Origin of the sequence: Bordetella petrii (assembly GCF_017356245.1) — a bacterium.
Classification (GTDB): Bacteria; Pseudomonadota; Gammaproteobacteria; order Burkholderiales; family Burkholderiaceae_B; genus Bordetella_A; species Bordetella_A petrii_D.
This window is the reverse complement of sequence record NZ_JAFMZZ010000001.1, coordinates 158,317-175,744: the sequence shown is the minus strand read 5'-3', so window position 1 is coordinate 175,744 and position 17,428 is coordinate 158,317. Positions and strand designations below refer to the sequence as shown.

At 67.9% G+C, this 17,428-nt stretch carries 17 protein-coding genes and 1 tRNA gene; 11 read left to right on the top strand and 7 right to left on the bottom strand.

All coding sequences use genetic code 11. The features are described 5' to 3' along the window. The first annotated feature begins 19 nt into the window (after positions 1–19). The 3 genes from J2P76_RS00890 to J2P76_RS00880 all read left to right on the top strand — a co-directional run bounded on the left by J2P76_RS00890 (position 20) and on the right by J2P76_RS00880 (position 2,384). Complete coding sequence (locus J2P76_RS00890; RefSeq protein ID WP_207403838.1) at positions 20–961, top strand: sulfurtransferase; 942 nt, start codon at positions 20–22, stop codon at positions 959–961. A gap of 154 nt (positions 962–1,115) precedes the next feature. Further along, the gene (locus J2P76_RS00885; RefSeq protein ID WP_207403837.1) at positions 1,116–2,198 is read left to right on the top strand and encodes a YeeE/YedE family protein; all 1,083 of its coding nucleotides are present in this window, start codon (positions 1,116–1,118) and stop codon (positions 2,196–2,198) included. 15 nt (positions 2,199–2,213) lie between these two features. Continuing rightward, the gene (locus J2P76_RS00880) at positions 2,214–2,384 is read left to right on the top strand and encodes a hypothetical protein (protein ID WP_207403836.1); all 171 of its coding nucleotides are present in this window, start codon (positions 2,214–2,216) and stop codon (positions 2,382–2,384) included. Between the two features lie 166 nt (positions 2,385–2,550). Here the strand turns inward: J2P76_RS00880 and J2P76_RS00875 are convergent. Beyond that, positions 2,551–2,626: transfer RNA gene (locus J2P76_RS00875), tRNA-Ala, on the bottom strand. Between the two features lie 268 nt (positions 2,627–2,894). Here J2P76_RS00875 and J2P76_RS00870 point away from each other — a divergent pair. The 5 genes from J2P76_RS00870 to J2P76_RS00850 all read left to right on the top strand — a co-directional run bounded on the left by J2P76_RS00870 (position 2,895) and on the right by J2P76_RS00850 (position 7,700). Further along, positions 2,895–4,352, top strand: coding sequence for an FAD-dependent oxidoreductase (locus J2P76_RS00870; protein WP_207403834.1), 1,458 nt, complete (start codon positions 2,895–2,897; stop codon positions 4,350–4,352). 11 nt (positions 4,353–4,363) lie between these two features. Next, positions 4,364–5,122: an SDR family oxidoreductase gene (locus J2P76_RS00865; RefSeq protein WP_207403832.1), complete on the top strand. Its 759-nt coding sequence runs from the start codon at positions 4,364–4,366 to the stop codon at positions 5,120–5,122. A 41-nt stretch (positions 5,123–5,163) separates the two neighbouring features. Then, positions 5,164–5,757, top strand: a complete 594-nt coding sequence (locus J2P76_RS00860) for a cysteine hydrolase family protein (protein ID WP_207403830.1) — start codon at positions 5,164–5,166, stop codon at positions 5,755–5,757. 66 nt (positions 5,758–5,823) lie between these two features. Continuing rightward, entirely contained in the window at positions 5,824–6,810 is a 987-nt protein-coding gene (locus J2P76_RS00855; RefSeq protein ID WP_207403828.1) for a Bug family tripartite tricarboxylate transporter substrate binding protein, read from the top strand. A 77-nt stretch (positions 6,811–6,887) separates the two neighbouring features. Next, a complete protein-coding gene (locus tag J2P76_RS00850; protein ID WP_207403825.1) occupies positions 6,888–7,700 on the top strand; it encodes an IclR family transcriptional regulator in 813 nt (270 codons plus the stop codon). 23 nt (positions 7,701–7,723) lie between these two features. On the opposite strand, the gene xth is transcribed toward J2P76_RS00850, so the two are convergent. After that, positions 7,724–8,506, bottom strand: coding sequence for an exodeoxyribonuclease III (xth, locus tag J2P76_RS00845; protein ID WP_207403823.1), 783 nt, complete (start codon positions 8,504–8,506; stop codon positions 7,724–7,726). An 80-nt stretch (positions 8,507–8,586) separates the two neighbouring features. Then, positions 8,587–9,480, bottom strand: a complete 894-nt coding sequence (locus tag J2P76_RS00840) for a LysR substrate-binding domain-containing protein (protein ID WP_207403821.1) — start codon at positions 9,478–9,480, stop codon at positions 8,587–8,589. A 117-nt stretch (positions 9,481–9,597) separates the two neighbouring features. On the opposite strand from J2P76_RS00840, the gene J2P76_RS00835 reads away from it, so the two are divergent. The 3 genes from J2P76_RS00835 (at position 9,598) to J2P76_RS00825 (ending at position 12,654) form a co-directional block, all read left to right on the top strand. Further along, complete coding sequence (locus tag J2P76_RS00835) at positions 9,598–10,740, top strand: CaiB/BaiF CoA transferase family protein (protein WP_207403819.1); 1,143 nt, start codon at positions 9,598–9,600, stop codon at positions 10,738–10,740. A 33-nt stretch (positions 10,741–10,773) separates the two neighbouring features. Next, positions 10,774–11,583 (top strand): citryl-CoA lyase, encoded by an 810-nt coding sequence (locus J2P76_RS00830; RefSeq protein WP_207403817.1) that lies wholly within the window; start codon positions 10,774–10,776, stop codon positions 11,581–11,583. A gap of 63 nt (positions 11,584–11,646) precedes the next feature. Further along, positions 11,647–12,654, top strand: a complete 1,008-nt coding sequence (locus tag J2P76_RS00825; RefSeq protein WP_207403815.1) for a Bug family tripartite tricarboxylate transporter substrate binding protein — start codon at positions 11,647–11,649, stop codon at positions 12,652–12,654. Between the two features lie 32 nt (positions 12,655–12,686). Here J2P76_RS00825 and J2P76_RS00820 read toward each other — a convergent pair whose 3' ends face one another. The 4 genes from J2P76_RS00820 to J2P76_RS00805 form a co-directional block, all read right to left on the bottom strand. Then, a complete protein-coding gene (locus J2P76_RS00820; RefSeq protein ID WP_207403813.1) occupies positions 12,687–13,430 on the bottom strand; it encodes an amino acid ABC transporter ATP-binding protein in 744 nt (247 codons plus the stop codon). Further along, positions 13,427–14,107: an ABC transporter permease subunit gene (locus J2P76_RS00815; protein ID WP_207403811.1), complete on the bottom strand. Its 681-nt coding sequence runs from the start codon at positions 14,105–14,107 to the stop codon at positions 13,427–13,429. The genes J2P76_RS00820 and J2P76_RS00815 overlap by 4 nt, the downstream gene beginning before the upstream one ends. Positions 14,108–14,158: 51 nt before the next feature. Continuing rightward, complete coding sequence (locus tag J2P76_RS00810) at positions 14,159–14,941, bottom strand: amino acid ABC transporter substrate-binding protein (protein WP_207403809.1); 783 nt, start codon at positions 14,939–14,941, stop codon at positions 14,159–14,161. Between the two features lie 162 nt (positions 14,942–15,103). Then, complete coding sequence (locus tag J2P76_RS00805; protein ID WP_207403807.1) at positions 15,104–17,338, bottom strand: heavy metal translocating P-type ATPase; 2,235 nt, start codon at positions 17,336–17,338, stop codon at positions 15,104–15,106. Positions 17,339–17,428 lie beyond the last annotated feature (90 nt).

Below are 17,428 nucleotides of genomic sequence, written 5' to 3'. Positions count from 1 at the left end.
TTCATGGTGCGTACCCCATATGAAACGCTTTTCCCTCATGTTTGCCGCCGCGGCGATCGCGGCCGGCGCCTCGTTCGGCGCGCAGGCCGCCGCGCCCCTGCTGACCCCGGCCGAATTGAATGACGCGCGCGCCGACGCCTCGGTGCGCATCATCGATATCCGGCCCCCGCAGGAATACGCCGCCAACCATATTCCCGGCGCGGTGTCGGCCCCTTACGGGCAATGGCGCGGCCCGGCCGACAACCCCGGCCAGCTGCCGCCCGTGGACAAACTGGCCGAACTGGTGCGCAGCCTGGGCGTGGATCGGGACGTGCATGCCGTGGTGGTGTCGTCCGGCGCCAACGCCACCGATTTCGGCAGCTCGGCCCGCGTGTACTGGACCTTGAAATACCTGGGCCTGTCCGAGCTGTCCATTCTGAATGGCGGCGTGAAAGCCTGGGCCGATGCCGGCCTGCCGCAAGACCAGGCCGTGCCCGCGGTGGCGGCCAGCAGCTACACGCCGGTGCTCGACCGCGCCCTGATCGCCACGCAAGACCACGTGCTGGCGCAGATCGACAACCCCAAGGTGCAGCTGGTGGACGCGCGTCCGTCCAACTTCTTCCGCGGCGAAGTCAAGGCGCCGACCGCCAAGGTGCCCGGCACCATCCATAACGCGCTCAATCTTGAACACAGCAAGTGGTTCAAGCCCGGCACCGCCATTTTCGTATCGCCCGCAGAGGCCAAGGCCATCGCCGCCCAGTCGCTGCCCGAACCGGCCGACGAAACCATCTCGTTCTGCAATACCGGCCACTGGGCCGCCACCGACTGGTTCGCGCTGTCCGAAGTGGTGGGGCAGAAGAACGTGATGCTGTATCCCGCCTCGCTGGCCGACTGGACGCAGTCGTCCAAGGAGCTGCCGATGGACAACGTGCCCAGCCGCGGCCAGCAGATCCTGAAAAGCCTTAAAGACTTGGTAAGCTGATCAAGCCCCCGGCTCCTGTCAGGTGTCTGGCTCCCGCCAGGGTGCCAGACACCGTGTTTATGAGGCAGCCTCTGCACACTTCGGTATCAGGTACCTGCGGAGCCTGACACCTGGCAATATCCACCTCAATCCCAACCCTCGCAGCACCCCTTTCATGACGCGTCTTCCCCTTGCGGCCGTGCTGGCTGCCTTTTTCCTTGCCCTGGCCTGGTTCGTCTCCCTGCGCCAGGCCGTGCTGTTTCTGGTCGGCATCGGCATGGGCGGCGTGCTGGCCGGCGCGCGCTTCGGCTTCACCACCGGCTGGCGGCGCCTGATCGAGCAGCGCGACCCCAGCGGCGTGATGGCGCAGCTGTTGCTGCTGGCCGTTGCCGCCGCGGTGTCCATGCCTTTGTTGGCCGCGTTTCCCACCGACCTGGGCGCGGCGCTGGGGCCGCCCAGTATCAGCCTGCTGGTGGGCGCCTTCGTGTTCGGCGCCGCGATGCAGGTGGCCGACGGCTGCGGCTCGGGCACGCTGTACAAGGCCGGCATGGGCGTGCCGCTGAACATGGCCATCCTGCCGATCTTCGCGATCGGCAGTTTCCTGGGCTCGGCCCAGCTGGAACAATGGCTGCAGCTGGGCGCCACCCGCCCCGTCAGCCTGGTGGCCGCTTTCGGCCCCTGGGAAGCCTTCGGCCTGACCTGCGTCGGCCTGCTGCTGCTGGGCCTGGCCGCCCGGGCCTGGGTGGGCAAGGGCGCCAGCTGGTTCAACCGGCGCCTGCTGATCGGGGCCATTCTGCTGGCGGTTCTGGCCATGCTGAACCTGCTGATCGCCGGCCAGCCCTGGGGCGTGGTGTACGGCTTCGGCCTGTGGGCCGCCAAGGTCGCGACGGCGGCGGGCGTGTTCGACCCGGCCGCCAACGCGTTCTGGAGCCAGCCCGTCAATCTGCACAACCTGTCGCAGTCGGTCTTCCTGGACGTCACCTCGATCACCAACATCGGCATCCTGGCCGGCGCCCTGCTGGTCGCGGCCGGCAATTCGTCGGCCGCGCAGCGCGCGCCGCTGACGGGCCGCCAATGGGTGGTGGGCATCGTGGCCGGCTTCCTGCTGGGCTACAGCTCGCGCCTGGCGTTCGGCTGCAATATCGGCGCCATGGTCAGCGGCATTTCCACCGGCAGCCTGCATGGCTGGATCTGGGTGCCGGTGGCGTTCTGCGGTTCTTTGATCGGCGTGCGCATTCGTCGCCACTATGCCTTCTGACGGGACATGCACACCATGAAAAAACACGTATCGAAACTGGCCGCCGCGTTCTGGCTGGTGCTGATCGCCTTCTTCGCCTGGGACTGGGCGGCATCCGAGCCCGTCAACGTCAGGCAGGAACCGCCGCTGATCGCCGCGGGGTCCGGCCAGGCGCCCACGGGCGGGCATTGCGCGTCGACGTTCTAGCGTTGCGCGGCCATAGCACGGCATGGGCGAGCTTGGGGCCCGCGGTGCAGTATTCCCCTGACTGTCGTGGCGACAGCGCCAGCCGCTAAACCAACAGACTCAAGCCGGTAGAAACAAAAAAGCCTTGGAACACGTTGTGTTTCCAAGGCTTTTTCATCTGGAATTTTGGTGGAGCGGAGGAGGATCGAACTCCCGACCTTCGCATTGCGAACGCGACGCTCTCCCAGCTGAGCTACCGCCCCAACAAGCGCAGAAATATAGCACATTTTTCGCCGTCGATCGGGCGCATCCCGCATAGGTGCCGCATGGGTGTCAGGCTCCCGCAGGGTGCCTGACACCGTGGTGTCGAGACAGCCTCTGCCCACTACGGTGTCAGGCACCCTGCGGGAGCCTGACACCTGATCACACCTGGTCCAGGCCTCGGCCGCGCTTGACCGCGCCGCCTTCCTCTGCTTAATATATTCCACATAAGGAACATCATTCCTATATAGGAATAATCTCGGAGGAGCAATGGAACACAGATTCGATGTCGTGGTGGCGGGCTGCGGGGTGGCGGGCCTGTCCGCGGCGGCAACCGCGGCAGAGCACGGGCTGAAGGTGGCCGTGCTGGAACGTTCGTCGTTTGAAGACCGGGGCGGCCAAAGCCGCTGGACCGAGGCCTACCTGCGCATGAAATCGCTGGACGAGGTGTCCGACGATTTCGAGGCGCACCTGTCCGAAAACGCTGGCCCGTACAACGATCCGGACCTGATCGGCGAAATGGCCGGCAGCCGCGAATCGTGGTCGCATGCGGCGCGCACGCTGGCCGTGCCCGACCCGGACCTGATCGGCGGTTTTGCCGACCAGGTGGCGCCCACCATCCAGTGGCTGCAGGGCCTGGGCGTGAAGTTCGATTTCCTGCCCACGCAGTTCCTGACCAAGACCCAGCCGCGCCTGCTGCCGGTGGGCGGCGGCCAGGCCCTGGTGGACGCGCTGGCGGCGCGGGCCGAGGCGCTGGGCGTCGAATTTTTCTATCACACCACCGCGCGCAAGCTGGCGCTGGATGCGCACGGCAGGGTGCAGGGCCTGCTGGCGCACCACCCCGAACAGGGCGGCCTGCGCTTCCTGGGCAAGGTGGTGCTGGCCAGCGGCGGCTTCGAAGGCAACCCCGAAATGCTGGCCAAATATCTGGGGCCGCGCTCGGTGTATCTGCGGCCGGTGTGCAAGGGCGGCTACTTCAACAAGGGCGAGGGCATCGCCATGGCGCTGGAAGCCGGCGCCGGCGCGGCGGGCGAATTCGGCAGCTACCACGCCGAGCCGGTCGACCCGCGTTCGGGTGTGTCCGAACCGTCGGTGTTCATTTTTCCGTACGGCATCCTGGTCAACAAGGCGGGCGAGCGCTTCACCGACGAAGCCCCCGGCACGGTGGATGCCCATTACGAGCGCGTCACGCGCCGCATCTACGAGCAGGCCGAGGGCCTGGCCTATGTGATCCTGGACCAGCGCGTGAAGGACATTCCCAACTACCGCCTGGCCATCCGCACCGACCAGCCGGCCATCGAAGCAGATACGATCGCCGGCCTGGCCGCGAAACTGCAGGTGCCGGCCGACGCCCTGCAGCAGACGGTGGATGCCTACAACGCGGGCTGCGGCGCGGGCCGGGGCTATGACCCGCTGGTGCCCGACGGCGTGTCCACTGCCGGCGTGAAGCCGGCCAAGACCCACTGGGCCCTGCCGATCGACAAGGGGCCGTTCATGGCCTATCCCATCATTTCGTCGAACGTGTTCACCTTCGGCGGCCTGAAAGTGAATACGGCGGGGCAGGTGCTCGACACCGACGGCAACGTCATGCCCGACCTGTACGCGGCCGGCGAGACCGTGGGCATGTATTACAGCAACTACACCGGGGCCACTTCGGTGCTGAAGGGCCTGGTGTTCGGCCGGCTGGCCGGCCGCCACCTGGCGGGCGCCGCCGCTTCCCAACGTTGAAGGAGCGCCGCGTGTTTTCTGCTGATCTACTGGCGGGCCGCGTGGCCCTGGTTACCGGCGGCGCCGGCGGCATCGGCGGCGCCGTGGTCGCCGCCATGGCGGCCTGCGGCGCCCGCGTGGTGGCCGCCGACCTGAAAGCGCCCGACCCGGCGCACGCCGCCGGTGCGGAGTTCGTGGCGCTGGACGTCACCCAGGCGGGGCAGGTGGCCGACTGCGTCAACGGCGTCGTGGCGCGCCACGGCCGCCTGGACATCCTGGTCAACGTGGCCGGCATCGTTTCGCTGGGCAACGCCGCCGACCTGGCCGAATCCGAATGGGACAGGGTGCTGGCCATCAACCTGAAAGGCACCTTTCTGTGCTGCCAGGCGGTCATGCCCGCCATGAAGGCCGCGGGCTACGGGCGCATCATCAACATGGGATCGGTGCTGGGCAAGAGCGGCGGCAATCCGCGTCCCTGGCTGGACCCGGCCGAACAGGCGCGCGCCAGCAACGTGGCCTATGGCGTGTCGAAGGCCGGCATCGGCGCCATGACCGCGTACCTGGCCAAAGAGCTCGCGGCGCACGGCATCACCGTCAATACCGTGGCGCCCGGGCCGGTGGCCTCGGCGATGACCACCAACTTTCCGCAGGCGCTGCGCGACCTCATTCCGGTGGGGCGCATGGGGCGGGCGGACGAAATCGCGGCCGCCGTGCTGTTCCTGGCGGCGCCCCAGTCGTCGTTCATCACCGGCGAAACGCTGGATGTAAACGGCGGGCTGTGGGCCGATTGATCTTTTCTTCAACTCTTGAACCTTTGAGCGAGAACTTCACTATGCAGCAACAACGTGCGATTTACCTGGTGCTGGACATGCAGAACGACCTGGTCCACGACGATGGCCCCAATGGCAAGGGGCCGCTGGGCCAGCAGGTGCGCGAACGCCAGCTGATCGCCAAAACGGCCGCGGCCATCGGGCGCGCCCGCGCCGCAGGCATTCTGGTGGGCTTCGTGCGGGTCGGTTTTTCCGCCGGCTATCCCGAATGCCCGGCCGGTTCGCAAGTATTTTCGGCGGCGCCCCAGCATGGCTTGTTCAAGCTGGGCGCGTGGGGCACCGAGATCCATCCCGGGCTCGAGCAGCGCGAAGGCGATATCCAGGTGGTGAAGCACCGTGTCAGCCCGTTCTATTCCACCACGCTGGAAGCCCAGCTGCGCGCCCGGAACGTGTCGCGCATCTATTGCGCGGGCGTGTCCACGCAGGCAGTGGTGCAGGCCACCGTGCGCGATGCGCACGACCGCGACTACGAGGTGATTCTGCTGGAAGACCTGTGCGCGGCGCACAGCGCCGAAGAGCATCGCAATTCCGTGCAGAGCATCGGCCGCTTCTGCAAGACAGAAGCATCGGACACCGTGGTGTTCGCCCATCCCTGATCTTGCCTGGCGAGCCGCGGGCAGCGCTGCCGGTGCGCCGGCAGCTAAAAAAACGAGGAGACAGAAATGCTGAATTCATTATTTGGGGGCAGGCGGCGCGCGGCGGCCGTGTGCGCCGCCGCGCTCATGGGCGCGGGCGCCAGCGCCTGGGGGGCCGGCTATCCCGAGCGGCCCATCACGATGGTGGTGCCCTACAACGCCGGCGGCGGCACTGATGTGCTGGCGCGCGCGGTGGCCAACGGCGCGGGCAAGATACTGAAGCAGTCCATCATTGTCGAGAACCGGCCGGGCGCCAGCGGCATGATCGGTTCCAGCCTGGTGGCGCGCGCCGCGCCCGACGGCTACACCATGGAAGTGACGGCCGCCGATACCCATTCCATCAACCCGCACGTATATCCCAAGATTTCCTACGACGCGCGCAAGGACTTTGTCGCGGTGGCGCAGGTGGGCTACCTGCCTTATGCGATGGTGGTGAGCACGCGGCTGCCGGTGAAGTCCATCCAGGACTACATCGCCCTGGCCAGGAAAGAGCCGGGCAAACTGACCTATGCCTCGTGGGGCGTGGGCAGTTCCAGCCAGGTGGCCATGGAAATGCTGAATGTCAGCCAGGGCCTGAACGTGCTGCATGTGCCGTTCACCGGCGCGGCGCCGGCCATGCAGGCGCTGATGGCGGGGCAGGTCGACGCGCTGTTCGTGCCCCTTAGCCTGGCCAAGCCCAGCGCCGACGCCGGCAAGGTGCGCATGATGGGGCTGGGCGCACCCAAGCGTTTCGGCGGCGCGCCCGAAGTACCCACGCTGGCCGAGCAGGGCGTGAATGTCATCGCCGCGCCCTGGATCGGCATCCTGGTGCCGGCCGGCACGCCGCAGGCCGCCATCGACACCATGGCCGATGCCGTGCTGCGGGCCGTCAAGACCCAGCCGGTGATAGACGCGCTGACCTCCGGCGGGCTGGAGATCAGCCCGCGCGGCGCCAAGGGCTTTGGCGAGATCCTGGTGCAGGACTACAAGCTGTGGGGCGACACCGTCAAAGCGGCTAATATCAAGGCTGAATAGCCCGGCGTCATCGACCGGGCCGGCGCACCCCGCGGGGTGCGCCGCTTTGTGTCGATGCCCCCGCCATGCCGATGCCCATGCCCCACACCGCCACGCGCTCCAAGACCGAAGACACGACCCGCTCGCCGCTGCGCACCGTCCAGATCCTGCACGAGCTGGCGCTGAACCCCGCGGGCGCCTCGCTGGCCGACCTGAGCGTGCGCCTCGAACTGCCCAAGACCAGCCTGTTCCGGCTGCTGAAAACCCTGGAAGCCGGCGGCTATGTGGCCGCCCACAACGCCGCCTACACGCTGGGCACCGCCGCGCTGAAGCTGGGCGCGGCCATCGTGCGCAACCGCCAGTTTCCCAACTGCGCGCTGCCGGTCATGCACTCGGTATCCGAGCGCTGCGGCGAGACCATCATCCTGGGCACGCTGGCCGAAAACCGCCATGAAGTGTTCTATGCCGAAGTCATCGACGCCACCAATCCGCTGCGTTTCATCAGCAAGGCGGGCAGCACCAATCCGCTGTATGGATCGGCCAGCGGGCAGGTCATCCTGGCCTATATGTCCGCCAAGGATCTGGCTGCCTACCTGAAGGCGGTGAAGCTGGTCAAGCACGCGCCCGGCACGATCGAGACCGTGGCCGAACTCCGCCGCAGGCTGGATGAAATCCGCGCCGCCGGGGTGTCGTTCAGCCTGGAAGGCCTGGTGGAAGGCGTGTTCTCGGTGGCGGCGCCGGTCATGGACGCGAACGGCACGGTGGCCGCCGGCCTGTCGATCTCGGCGCCCAGTTCGCGGGGCTTGAAGCTCAAGAACCGGCTCAAGGCGCTGGCGCTGGAAGGCGGCGAAGAGATCTCGCGGTTGCTGGGCTACGCGGGCGCGTATCCCTTGCCCGGGCAGGCCGGTTAAGGCCGGCGCCCGGCCGGCAGCTGTCAGGCCAGCTGCAGGGTGGCCACCACCGGGGTGTGGTCCGACGGCTGTTCGTTGGCGCGGGGCGCCTTGTCGATGACGCAGGACACGCAGTGCTGCGCCAGCGGCTGCGACAGCAAAATGTGGTCGATGCGAAGCCCGGCATTGCGGCGGAAGGCGAACTGGCGGTAGTCCCACCAGCTGAATGATTTCTCGGGCTGCTCGAACAGCCGGAACGAATCGGTCAGGCCCAGCTCGAGCAGGGAACGAAACGCCGCGCGCTCGGGCTCGGACACCAGTACGTGCCCCACCCATTTGGCGGGGTTGTGCACGTCTTCGTCGGCGGGCGCCACGTTGTAGTCGCCCAGCAGGGCCAGGCGCGGATAGGCCTGCATCTGCTGGGCCAGCCAGCGGTGCAGCTGCCGGAACCAGTCCAGCTTGTACGTGTACTTGTCGGAATCCAGCGCCTGGCCGTTGGGGCAGTAGGCGCTGATGACCCGCACGTCGCCGGCGGGCGAAGGCAGCGTCACGGCCAGCAGCCGCTGCTGCGGGTCGTCCATGCCGGGAATGTTGCGCACCATGGCCGAGCCCGGCTCGCGCGACACGATGGCCACGCCGTTATAGGTTTTCTGGCCGGCCCAGACGGCGTGGTAGCCGATCTGCGTAAAGGCGTCGAGCGGGAAGTTCTCGTCGGTAAGCTTGAGCTCTTGCAGGCAGAGCGCGTCCACGGGGTTGGCGGCCAGCCAGTCCAGGACTTGCGGCAGGCGCACTTTCAGGGAATTGATGTTCCAGGTGGCGAGTTTCATTCGATTGGGAAAGAGCCAACATAAGGGTGCCAAGATGATACCGCGTACCGCTTGTGCGGCCGATAGTGGCGCTTCACTGGTCAACCCGCCCGCGCCGCGCCCATTGCCCGCCTGCGCAGCAGCGCGGCAAAGGCCCGTCCAGGGCGGGTTTGCGGCACGTCGGGATTGAACAGCAAGCCTGGCGTGCGCATGGGCGTGGGGCTTTCCATTGGAATCAAGCGTAGCGCTGGGTTGGGCGTGACGGCGCTGGCGGCGGCGATGGCGCCCACGGGCAGCCGTGCCACCATGCTCAGCATGGCGGCGACGGTGTTGGTCTCGGCCACCACGCTGGGCTCGGCGCCGGCGGAGGCGAAGCATTCGTCCAGCAGGCGGCGGGTGGAAAAGCTGGGCGGCAGCAGCACCAGGGGCTCGCGGTGCAGCTCGATCATGCGGATGCGCTTGCGCGCGGCCAGCGGATGCTCGGCCGACACTACCAGCACCAGTTCTTCGTTGAACAGCGGCTCGAACTGCAGGCCGCTGGTCGACTCGGGCCGATAGGCCACGCCCAGGTCCAGCTGGCCGGCTTCCAGCCGGGCGCCGATGGCGTCGGCCGCCAGTTCTTCGATAACCACCCTGACCGTAGGATGATGCTGCAGGAAGCGCGCCATGCAGTCGGGGATGAAGCTCTGGTTGAAGGTATGGGTGGTGCCCACCCGCAGCTCGCCGGTCAGCGAGGCGGCGCTTTGCTTCAGTTCGCTGAGGCCTTGGTCGATTTCGCGTAGGGCGCGCGCCGCGTAGGCCAGGAAGGTTTCGCCGGCGGCGGTGATGACGACGCGCTTGCCCACGCGATCGAACAGCGGCTGGCCGATTTCGTCTTCCAGCTGGCGGATCTGGTGCGACAGGGTGGACTGCGTGACGTGCACGCGCTCGGCGGCGCGGGTGAAGTTCAGCGAACCCGCCAGAGCAATGAAATAGCGCAGGTGCCGCAGTTCCATGGGAGTGCCGCCAAATAATCGATAGCATCAATGATAACTGAAGAAATTTATCATTTTCATGATTCGATGCTGTTGACTAGTCTTACGGCAACACGGCAATCCGCAACAGGAGCTCTCATGGGGAAAGTACTGGAAGGCATCAGGGTCATCGAGCAGGGAACGTTCATTACCGGCCCGGCGGCCGGCATGCTGCTGGCCGATCTGGGCGCCGACGTGATCAAGGTCGAGCAGCCGGGCGCCGGCGATCCTTTCCGGGCTTTCAAGGGCGGGCTGTACAGCCCGCATTACCAGACCTACAACCGCAATAAGCGCAGCATCGAACTCGATGCCCGCGACCCGGACGACGCCCAGGTGTTCGACGCTCTGATCGAGGGCGCCGATGTGTACATCCAGAACTTCCGGCCCGGCACGGCCGAGCGCCTGGGCGCCGGCGAAGCGCGGCTGCGGGCGCTGAACCCGGGACTGGTGTACTGCGCCATCAGCGGCTTCGGCCAGACCGGCCCGGCCGCGGGAAGGCCGGCCTATGACACGGTGGCGCAGGCGGCCAGCGGCTTCCTGAACCTGCTGGTCAATCCGGCCAACCCGCGGGTGGTGGGCCCCGCCATCGCCGACTCGCTTACCGGGTTCTACGCGGCCTACGGCATACTGGGCGCGCTGGTGGAGCGCGCCAGCACCGGGCGGGGCCGGCGGGTGGAAGTCTCGATGCTGGAAGCCATGTGCCACTTCAACCTGGATGCCTTCACGCATTTCCTGTCCGAAGGCGAAGTCATGGGGCCGTACAGCCGCCCCAGCGTATCGCAGTCGTACACGCTGCGCTGCGCCGACGGCAAGTGGCTCGCGCTGCACATGTCGTCGCCGGAAAAATTCTGGCGCAGCCTGGCCGAGGCTATCGAGCGCCCCGGCATCTTCGACGACGCGCGCTTCGCCACGCGCGAGGGCCGCATCGCGCACCAGGATCAATTGATCGAACTGCTGGGCGAAATCTTCGCCACTCGCACGCGCGATGCCTGGTGTAGCCGCCTGCTGGAGCGCGATGTGCCGCACGCGCCCATGTACGACACCCGCGAAGCCCTGCAAGACCCGCAGGCGCGCCACCTGCAGATCGAGATCGAAGGCCTCCATCCGCGGCGCGGCCCCTGGAAAACGGTGCGCTCGCCCGTTACGTTCGACGGCCAGCGGCCCACGCAAGTCAGCCCGCCGCCCGAGTTGGGCGAGCACAACGACGAGATTCGCGCATCGCTGCGCGCCGGGCGCGCATAGGCGCACGGCTTTCATTCAACACAAGGACAGCTCATGAAAATCGGCAAGGAAACCGTGCCCCGCACATCGATTTGCACGTCCGACGAGCACGCCATCGTGGTGCGCGGCGCCGACCTGTGCCAGGACCTGATCGGCAAGATGGCGTTCGGCGATTATTTCTACCTGCTGGTCACCGGCCGCCAGCCGGATGCGCCTGCCAGCGCGGTGCTGAACGCCACGCTGGTGGCGATCGCCGAGCACGGCCTGGTGCCCAGCGTGCAGGCCAGCCGCATGACCCTGGCGGCCGCGCCCGATGCGCTGCAGGGCGCCGTGGCGGCGGGCATCTTGGGCTGCGGCTCGGTGATTCTGGGCGCTTCCGAGACGGCCGGGCGGCTGTTCCATGAAATCGAGGCGCGCGCCGGGCAGGGCGGCGACATCGCCGCCGCGGCGCGCGCCATCGTGGCGGAATACCGCGCGGCGCGGCGCGCCATTCCCGGCTACGGGCATCCGCTGCACAAAGAGCGCGACCCGCGCGTGGCGCGCCTGTTCGAGGTGGCGCGTGACAGCGGCGCGGGCATGCGCTACGTGGCCATTGCCGAGGCGGTGGAGCAGGCGATTCCCGGGGTGGTGGGCAAAGATCTGCGGCTGAATGTCTCGGCCGCGATCCCAGCGGTGCTGCTGGGCATCGGTTTTCCGCTGTCCGCGCTCAGGGGGGTGCCGATCCTGGCGCGCACGGCCGGCCTGATCGCCCACCTGACCGAAGAACAAGAGACCCCGATCGGCTTCGCGCTGTCTTACCAGGCCACGCGCGAAGTGCAGTACCAAGGCGAAGTTCCCCCCGGATTCGGGACGGCGCAGCCATAGCGCCGGCTTACCGGCGCGCTGCCCGCGGCGCGCCGCATACATCAATGATAAGGAGAGACAACGATGAAACCGCTCGAACATTTTTCCCGCCCGAGCCAGGCGCGCCGCAATTTGCTGGGGGCCGCGCTGGCCGCTGCCGTGCTTGGGCTGGCCGGCGCGTCCGCCCAGGCCGCCGGTTTTCCTGACCGTCCGGTGCGCATCGTGGTGCCGTTCGGTCCGGGCACGACCACCGACACGATCACGCGCATCGTGGCCGACGCTATGGCCAAGCCGCTGGGCCAGCAGGTCGTGGTGGAAAACAAATCGGGCGGTGGCGGCACCATCGGCACCGCCCAGGTCGCGCGCGCCGAGGCCGACGGCTATACGCTGGTGATGGGCACGGTGGGAACGCATGCCATCAACCAGGCGCTGTACAAGAACCCCGGCTACGATCCGGTGAAAGATTTCGCGCCGGTGGCCTTCGTGGGCCAGACGCCGACTTTCCTGGTTACCGGCAGCGGGTCGGGCATCAAGTCGCTGAAAGACCTGGCCGCCGCCGCGGCCAAGCCGCCGGGGGTGGCCTTCGCGTCGGCCGGCAGCGGCACGTCGGGCCACCTGGCCGGCGAATTGCTCAAGGCGCAGTTGGGCGGCGAAATGCTGCACGTGCCCTATAAAGAAGGCGGCCTGGCCGTGTCCGACGTGATGTCGGGCCAGGTGCAGTTCATGTTTTACCACCCGGCCGCGGTGCTGCCGCACATCAAGGCCGGCAAGCTGCGCGCGCTGGGCGTGTCCAGCGCGCGCCGCAGCATCGCCGCGCCGGATGTGCCCAGCATCGCCGAACAGACCGGCAGCGATTTCGACCTGGTGGCGTGGTTTATGTTGTACGCGCCGGACTCCACTCCCGCGCCGGTGCTGGCTGCCTTGCGCCAGGCGGCGCAGGCTGCCCTGGCCGATCCGCAGGTGGCCAAGCGCCTCAGCGGACAGGGCGTGGAGCCGGGAGGCGAGTCGACCCGCGACCTGGACAAGTTCGAGCAGGCCGAGATCGCCAAGTGGTCGGACCTGGTGCGCAAGTCCGGCGCCCAGGTGAACTGAGCGCGGCCCGGCGGGGCGCCCACGCGCGCCGCCTACTGCGTCAGCGTGGAAATGAATGCCGCGGTGCGCGGGTCGCGCGGGCGGCTGAACAACTCGGCCGAGGCGCCCGATTCCACCACGCGGCCGTTCTGCAGAAAGACGGCTTCACGCGAGATGGCCGCGGCCAGGCGCAGGTCGTGCGTGGCCATCAGCATGGTCATGCCTTCGCCGGCCAGTTGTTTCAGCACGTCGACCACTTCGGCCGCCAGGCCGGGATCCAGCGCCGAAGTGGGCTCGTCGCACAACAGCACGCGCGGCGAGGGCGCCAGCGCGCGCGCGATGGCCACGCGCTGCTGCTGGCCGCCCGACAGGTTGAGCGGCCAGGCGTCGGCCTTGTCCTGCATGCCGACCTTGGCCAGCAGTTCCTGGGCGCGTTCGCGGGCCCGCGGCCTGGGCCACTTCTGCACCGTGACCAGGCCTTCCATGACGTTGTCGATGACGGTCTGGTGCGGAAACAGCTGGAAGTTCTGGAACACCATGCCGGTCTGCTTGCGCACCCGCTGGATGGCGTCGCGATCGGGGCGGCGGCGCGGCTCGAACTGCATGGTTTCTTCACCCAGCCGCAGCGTGCCGCCTTCGGGAATTTCCAGCAGGTTCACGCAGCGCAGCAGGGTGCTTTTGCCGCTGCCGGACGGCCCGATCAGCGCCGTGACGCTGCCCTCGGCAATGGCGACGTCGACCTTGTCCAGGACGTGGTTGTCGCCGAAGAATTTGTCGATCTGCGTCAGCGAGATCATCGGTTCCTCTCGGAAAACACCGCATGCTGGCCGAAGCGGCGTTCCAGGCGCACTTGGGCAGCCGACAGCGCCGAGCTGAATATCAGGTAGATGATGGCGGCCTCGACATACAGGATCAGCGGTTCATAGGTGACCGCGGCGATGCGCTGGGCGGCCTGGAAAATCTCGGGCACGGTCAGCACGGCCGCTAGCGAGGTGTCCTTGACCAGCGAAATGAACGAATTGGCCAGCGGCGGCACGGCCACCCGCGCCGCCTGCGGCAGCACGGTGCGGCGCATGGCCTGGCCGCGTGTCATGCTCAGCGAATAGGCGGCTTCCCATTGGCCCTTCGGTATCGATTCGATGGCGCCGCGGATCACTTCCGAGTTGTACGCGCCCACGTTCAGCGTGAAGCCGATCAGCGCGGCCGGCAGCGGATCGAGCACGATGCCCACGCTGGGCAGCCCGTAGAAAATGACGAACAGCTGCACCAGCAGCGGCGTGCCGCGGATCAGCCATACGTAGAACCTGACCAGCGCCACCAGCGGCGCCGGCCCGAACAGCCGTATCAGCGCCACCACGAAAGCCAGCACCAGCCCGCCGGCGAACGACAGCAGGGTCAGCGGCACCGTGAACACCAGCCCCGCGCGCAGCAGGGGCCAGAACGAATCGATCATTAACTGCAGCCAGGCGGGCACGGTGGCGTGGGTTCCTTGGTGGCGGGTCGCGAAGGGCGCAAGCGCGGGCGCTTACTGGGCGGACAGGTCGGTGCCGAAGTATTTCACCGAGATCTTCTTGTAGGTGCCGTCGGCCTTGATGTCGGCCAGCGCCTTGTTGATGGCGTCGCGCAGCTCGGGGTTGCCCTGGCGGATCAGCACGCCCGACTCGCTGAATTCGGCGCTCTTGTCGCTGTCGACGATCTTGACCTTGGCGTTGGGCTTGTGCTTCTTGAAGTCGAGGAACGACAGGTTGTCGTTGATGGTGGCGTCGACGCGGCCCGAGGTCAGCAGGTCGACGCTTTCGTTGAAGCCCTGCACCGCCACCACCTGGGCGCCGTACTTCTGCGCCAGCTTGCCGAAGTTGCTGGTCAGCGTGTTGGCCGAGCGCTTGCCTTTCAGGTCGTCGAAGCTCTTGATCGCCGTGTTGTCGTCGCGCACGATCAGCACCGCTTGCGACGAAATATAGGGATCCGAGAAGTCGTACTTGGCCTTGCGGGCGTCGGTGATGCCCACCTGGTTGATGACTGCGTCGTAGCGCTTGACGTCCAGGCCGGCGATCAGGCCGTCCCATTTGCCTTCGATGAATTCGGCCTTGACTCCCAGGCGCTCGGCGATGGCGCGGCCGATTTCGACATCGAAGCCGGTGAGCTTGCCCGACGCGTCATGGTAGGTGAAGGGGGCATACGTGCCTTCGGTGCCGATCTTGAAGGCGCCGGCCGATTTGATGGCGGCCAGGCCGTCCTGGGCATGGGCGCCGGCGGCCACGGTCAGTTGCAGCAGGCCGGCCAGCAGGATGGAACGCAGGGGTTTCATAGGGTGCTCCAGTGGGTGTCGTCATGCGCACGAGGGCGGCCTTGTGAGCCGCCCACGGCAATGGATAGGGCACTGTAACAAGACCCCTATTTTTCCACAAAGCATAAGGAATCTTAAGAATATTGCTTTTTGTTATTAGCCGGCGGGCCGCGGCCTGCGGCTTCAGCGCGCGCGCAGCAGCCGCAGGCCGTTGGCCACCACCAGCAGGCTGGCGCCCACGTCGGCGAACACCGCCATCCACAGCGTGGCGTGGCCGGTGGCGGCCAGCACCAGGAAAACCGCCTTGATGCCCAGCGCCAGCGCGATGTTCTGCACCAGGATGCGGTGGGTGCGGCGCGACAGCCGCACGAACTGGCCGATCTTGCGCAGGTCGTCGTCCATCAGCGCCACGTCGGCGGTCTCGATGGCCGTGCCGGTGCCGGCCGCGCCCATGGCAAAGCCGATGTCGGCCCGCGCCAGCGCGGGCGCATCGTTGATGCCGTCGCCCACCATGCCCACCTTGCCGGCGGGGCCCAGCTTGGCCGCTACCGCCCGCAACTTGTCTTCGGGCAGGAGTTCGCCGTGCGCTTCGTCGATGCCGGCCTGCCGGGCCACCGCCTGCGCGGTGCGGGCATTGTCGCCGGTCAGCATCAGCGTGCGCACCCCCAGCTGGTGCAGCGCCGCCACGGCCTCGGCGCTGCCCGGCTTCAGGGTGTCGGCCACCGCGGCCAGCGCCAGTACGGCGGTGCCGTCGGTCAGGGCGATGGCGGTTTTGCCTTGCTGTTCGTAAGCCTGCATGCGGGCCTGCAGTTCGGGCGTGGCCACGCCCAGCTCGCGCATCAGGCGCAGGTTGCCCAGGTGCAGGGCCGTATCGCCGATGCGGCCGCGCACGCCGCGGCCGGGCAGGGCGGCAAAGTCGCGCACTTCCGGCAGCGCGGCCGGCTGGCCGGCATGGGCCTGCGCCACGGCGCGCGACACCGGGTGGTCGGAACGCGCCGCCAGGCTGGCCGCCAGCAGGGCCGCCGGCTGCCCGGGCAGTTCGGCCAGGGTTTCGAGGTCGGTGCACACCGGTTTGCCGTGGGTCAGCGTGCCGGTCTTGTCCAGCGCCAGCCAGGCCAGCTTGCGGCCTTCTTCCAGGTACACGCCGCCCTTGATCAGGATGCCGCGCCGGGCCGCCGCGGTCAGGCCGCTGACAATGCTGACCGGGGTGGAAATGACCAGCGCGCAGGGGCAGGCGATGATCAGCAGGGCCAGCGCGCGGTAGATGGCGTCCAGCCAGGGCTGGCCCCACAACAGCGGCGGGGCCGCGGCCACCAGCACTGCCAGCGTCACCACCACGGGCGTGTAGATGCGCGAGAAGCGGTCGATGAAGCGCTGCGTGGGCGCCCGCGCGCCCTGGGCCTGTTCGACGGCATGGATGATGCGCGCCAGGGTGGTCTCGCCGGCCGCCGCGGTGACGCGGTAGTCGAAGGCGCCTGTGGTATTGACGGTGCCGGCATAAACCACGTCGCCCACGGCCTTGTCCACCGGCAGGCTCTCGCCCGTGATGGCGGACTGGTCGACGGCCGAACTGCCTTCGGCCAGCGTGCCGTCGGCGGCGATGCGCTCGCCCGGCCGCACCCGCACCCAGTCGCCATGCCGCAGCTGCGCCACCGGGACTTCGGCCCATGAGCCATCGGCCTGGCGCGCGGTGGCGACTTGCGGCGCCAGGTCCAGCAGGTCGCGTACGGCGTGGCGGGCGCGGTCCAGCGCGCGCGCCTCGATCAGCTCGGCCACGTTGAACAGGAACATCACCATGGCCGCCTCGGGCCATTGGCCGATCAGCACCGCGCCGGTCACGGCGATGCTCATCAGGGCGTTGATATTGAGATTGCCGTTGCGCAGGGCGATCCAGCCCTTGCGGTACGTGCCCAGCCCGCAGGTCAGGATGGACGCCACCGCCAGCACGGCGGTCAGCGCAACAGGCAGGGCGGCGAAATGCGCGGCTTCCGACAGGGCGGCCAGGATCCCCGCCGCCGCCAGCAGGTAGCGGCCGCGGCGCGGCGCGGCGGCCGGCACGGCGCCGCCCGCGTCTTCCTGCGCCATCACTTCCGGCGTCATGTCCAGCGCGCGGATGGCCGCCACCACGCGCTCCAGCGCGCCGTCGGCATGCACCACGGTCAGCACGCGCTGCATCAGGTTGAAGTGCATGTCGTGCACGCCCGGCAACTGGCCCAGTTTTTTACGGATCAGGGTTTCTTCAGTGGGGCAGTCCATCTGCCCGATGCGCAGCCGCGCCAGCTGCTGGCCGGGGCCGGCGCGCAGCGGCGCGGCGTCGCCGCGCGCGCCGGCGGCCGCGTGGTCGTGGGCATGGTCGTGCGATGGCGCGGCGTGGTCGTGCCCGCAGCAGGCTTGGGTGTCGGAAGCAGAGGACGGCATCAGGCGGATCTCGGTCGATTGAGTGACATGGCTGCATTGCACACCCTGGAGTTACTATAGGGTCAAGGCGCCCGTGCGGCGCATTCCTGT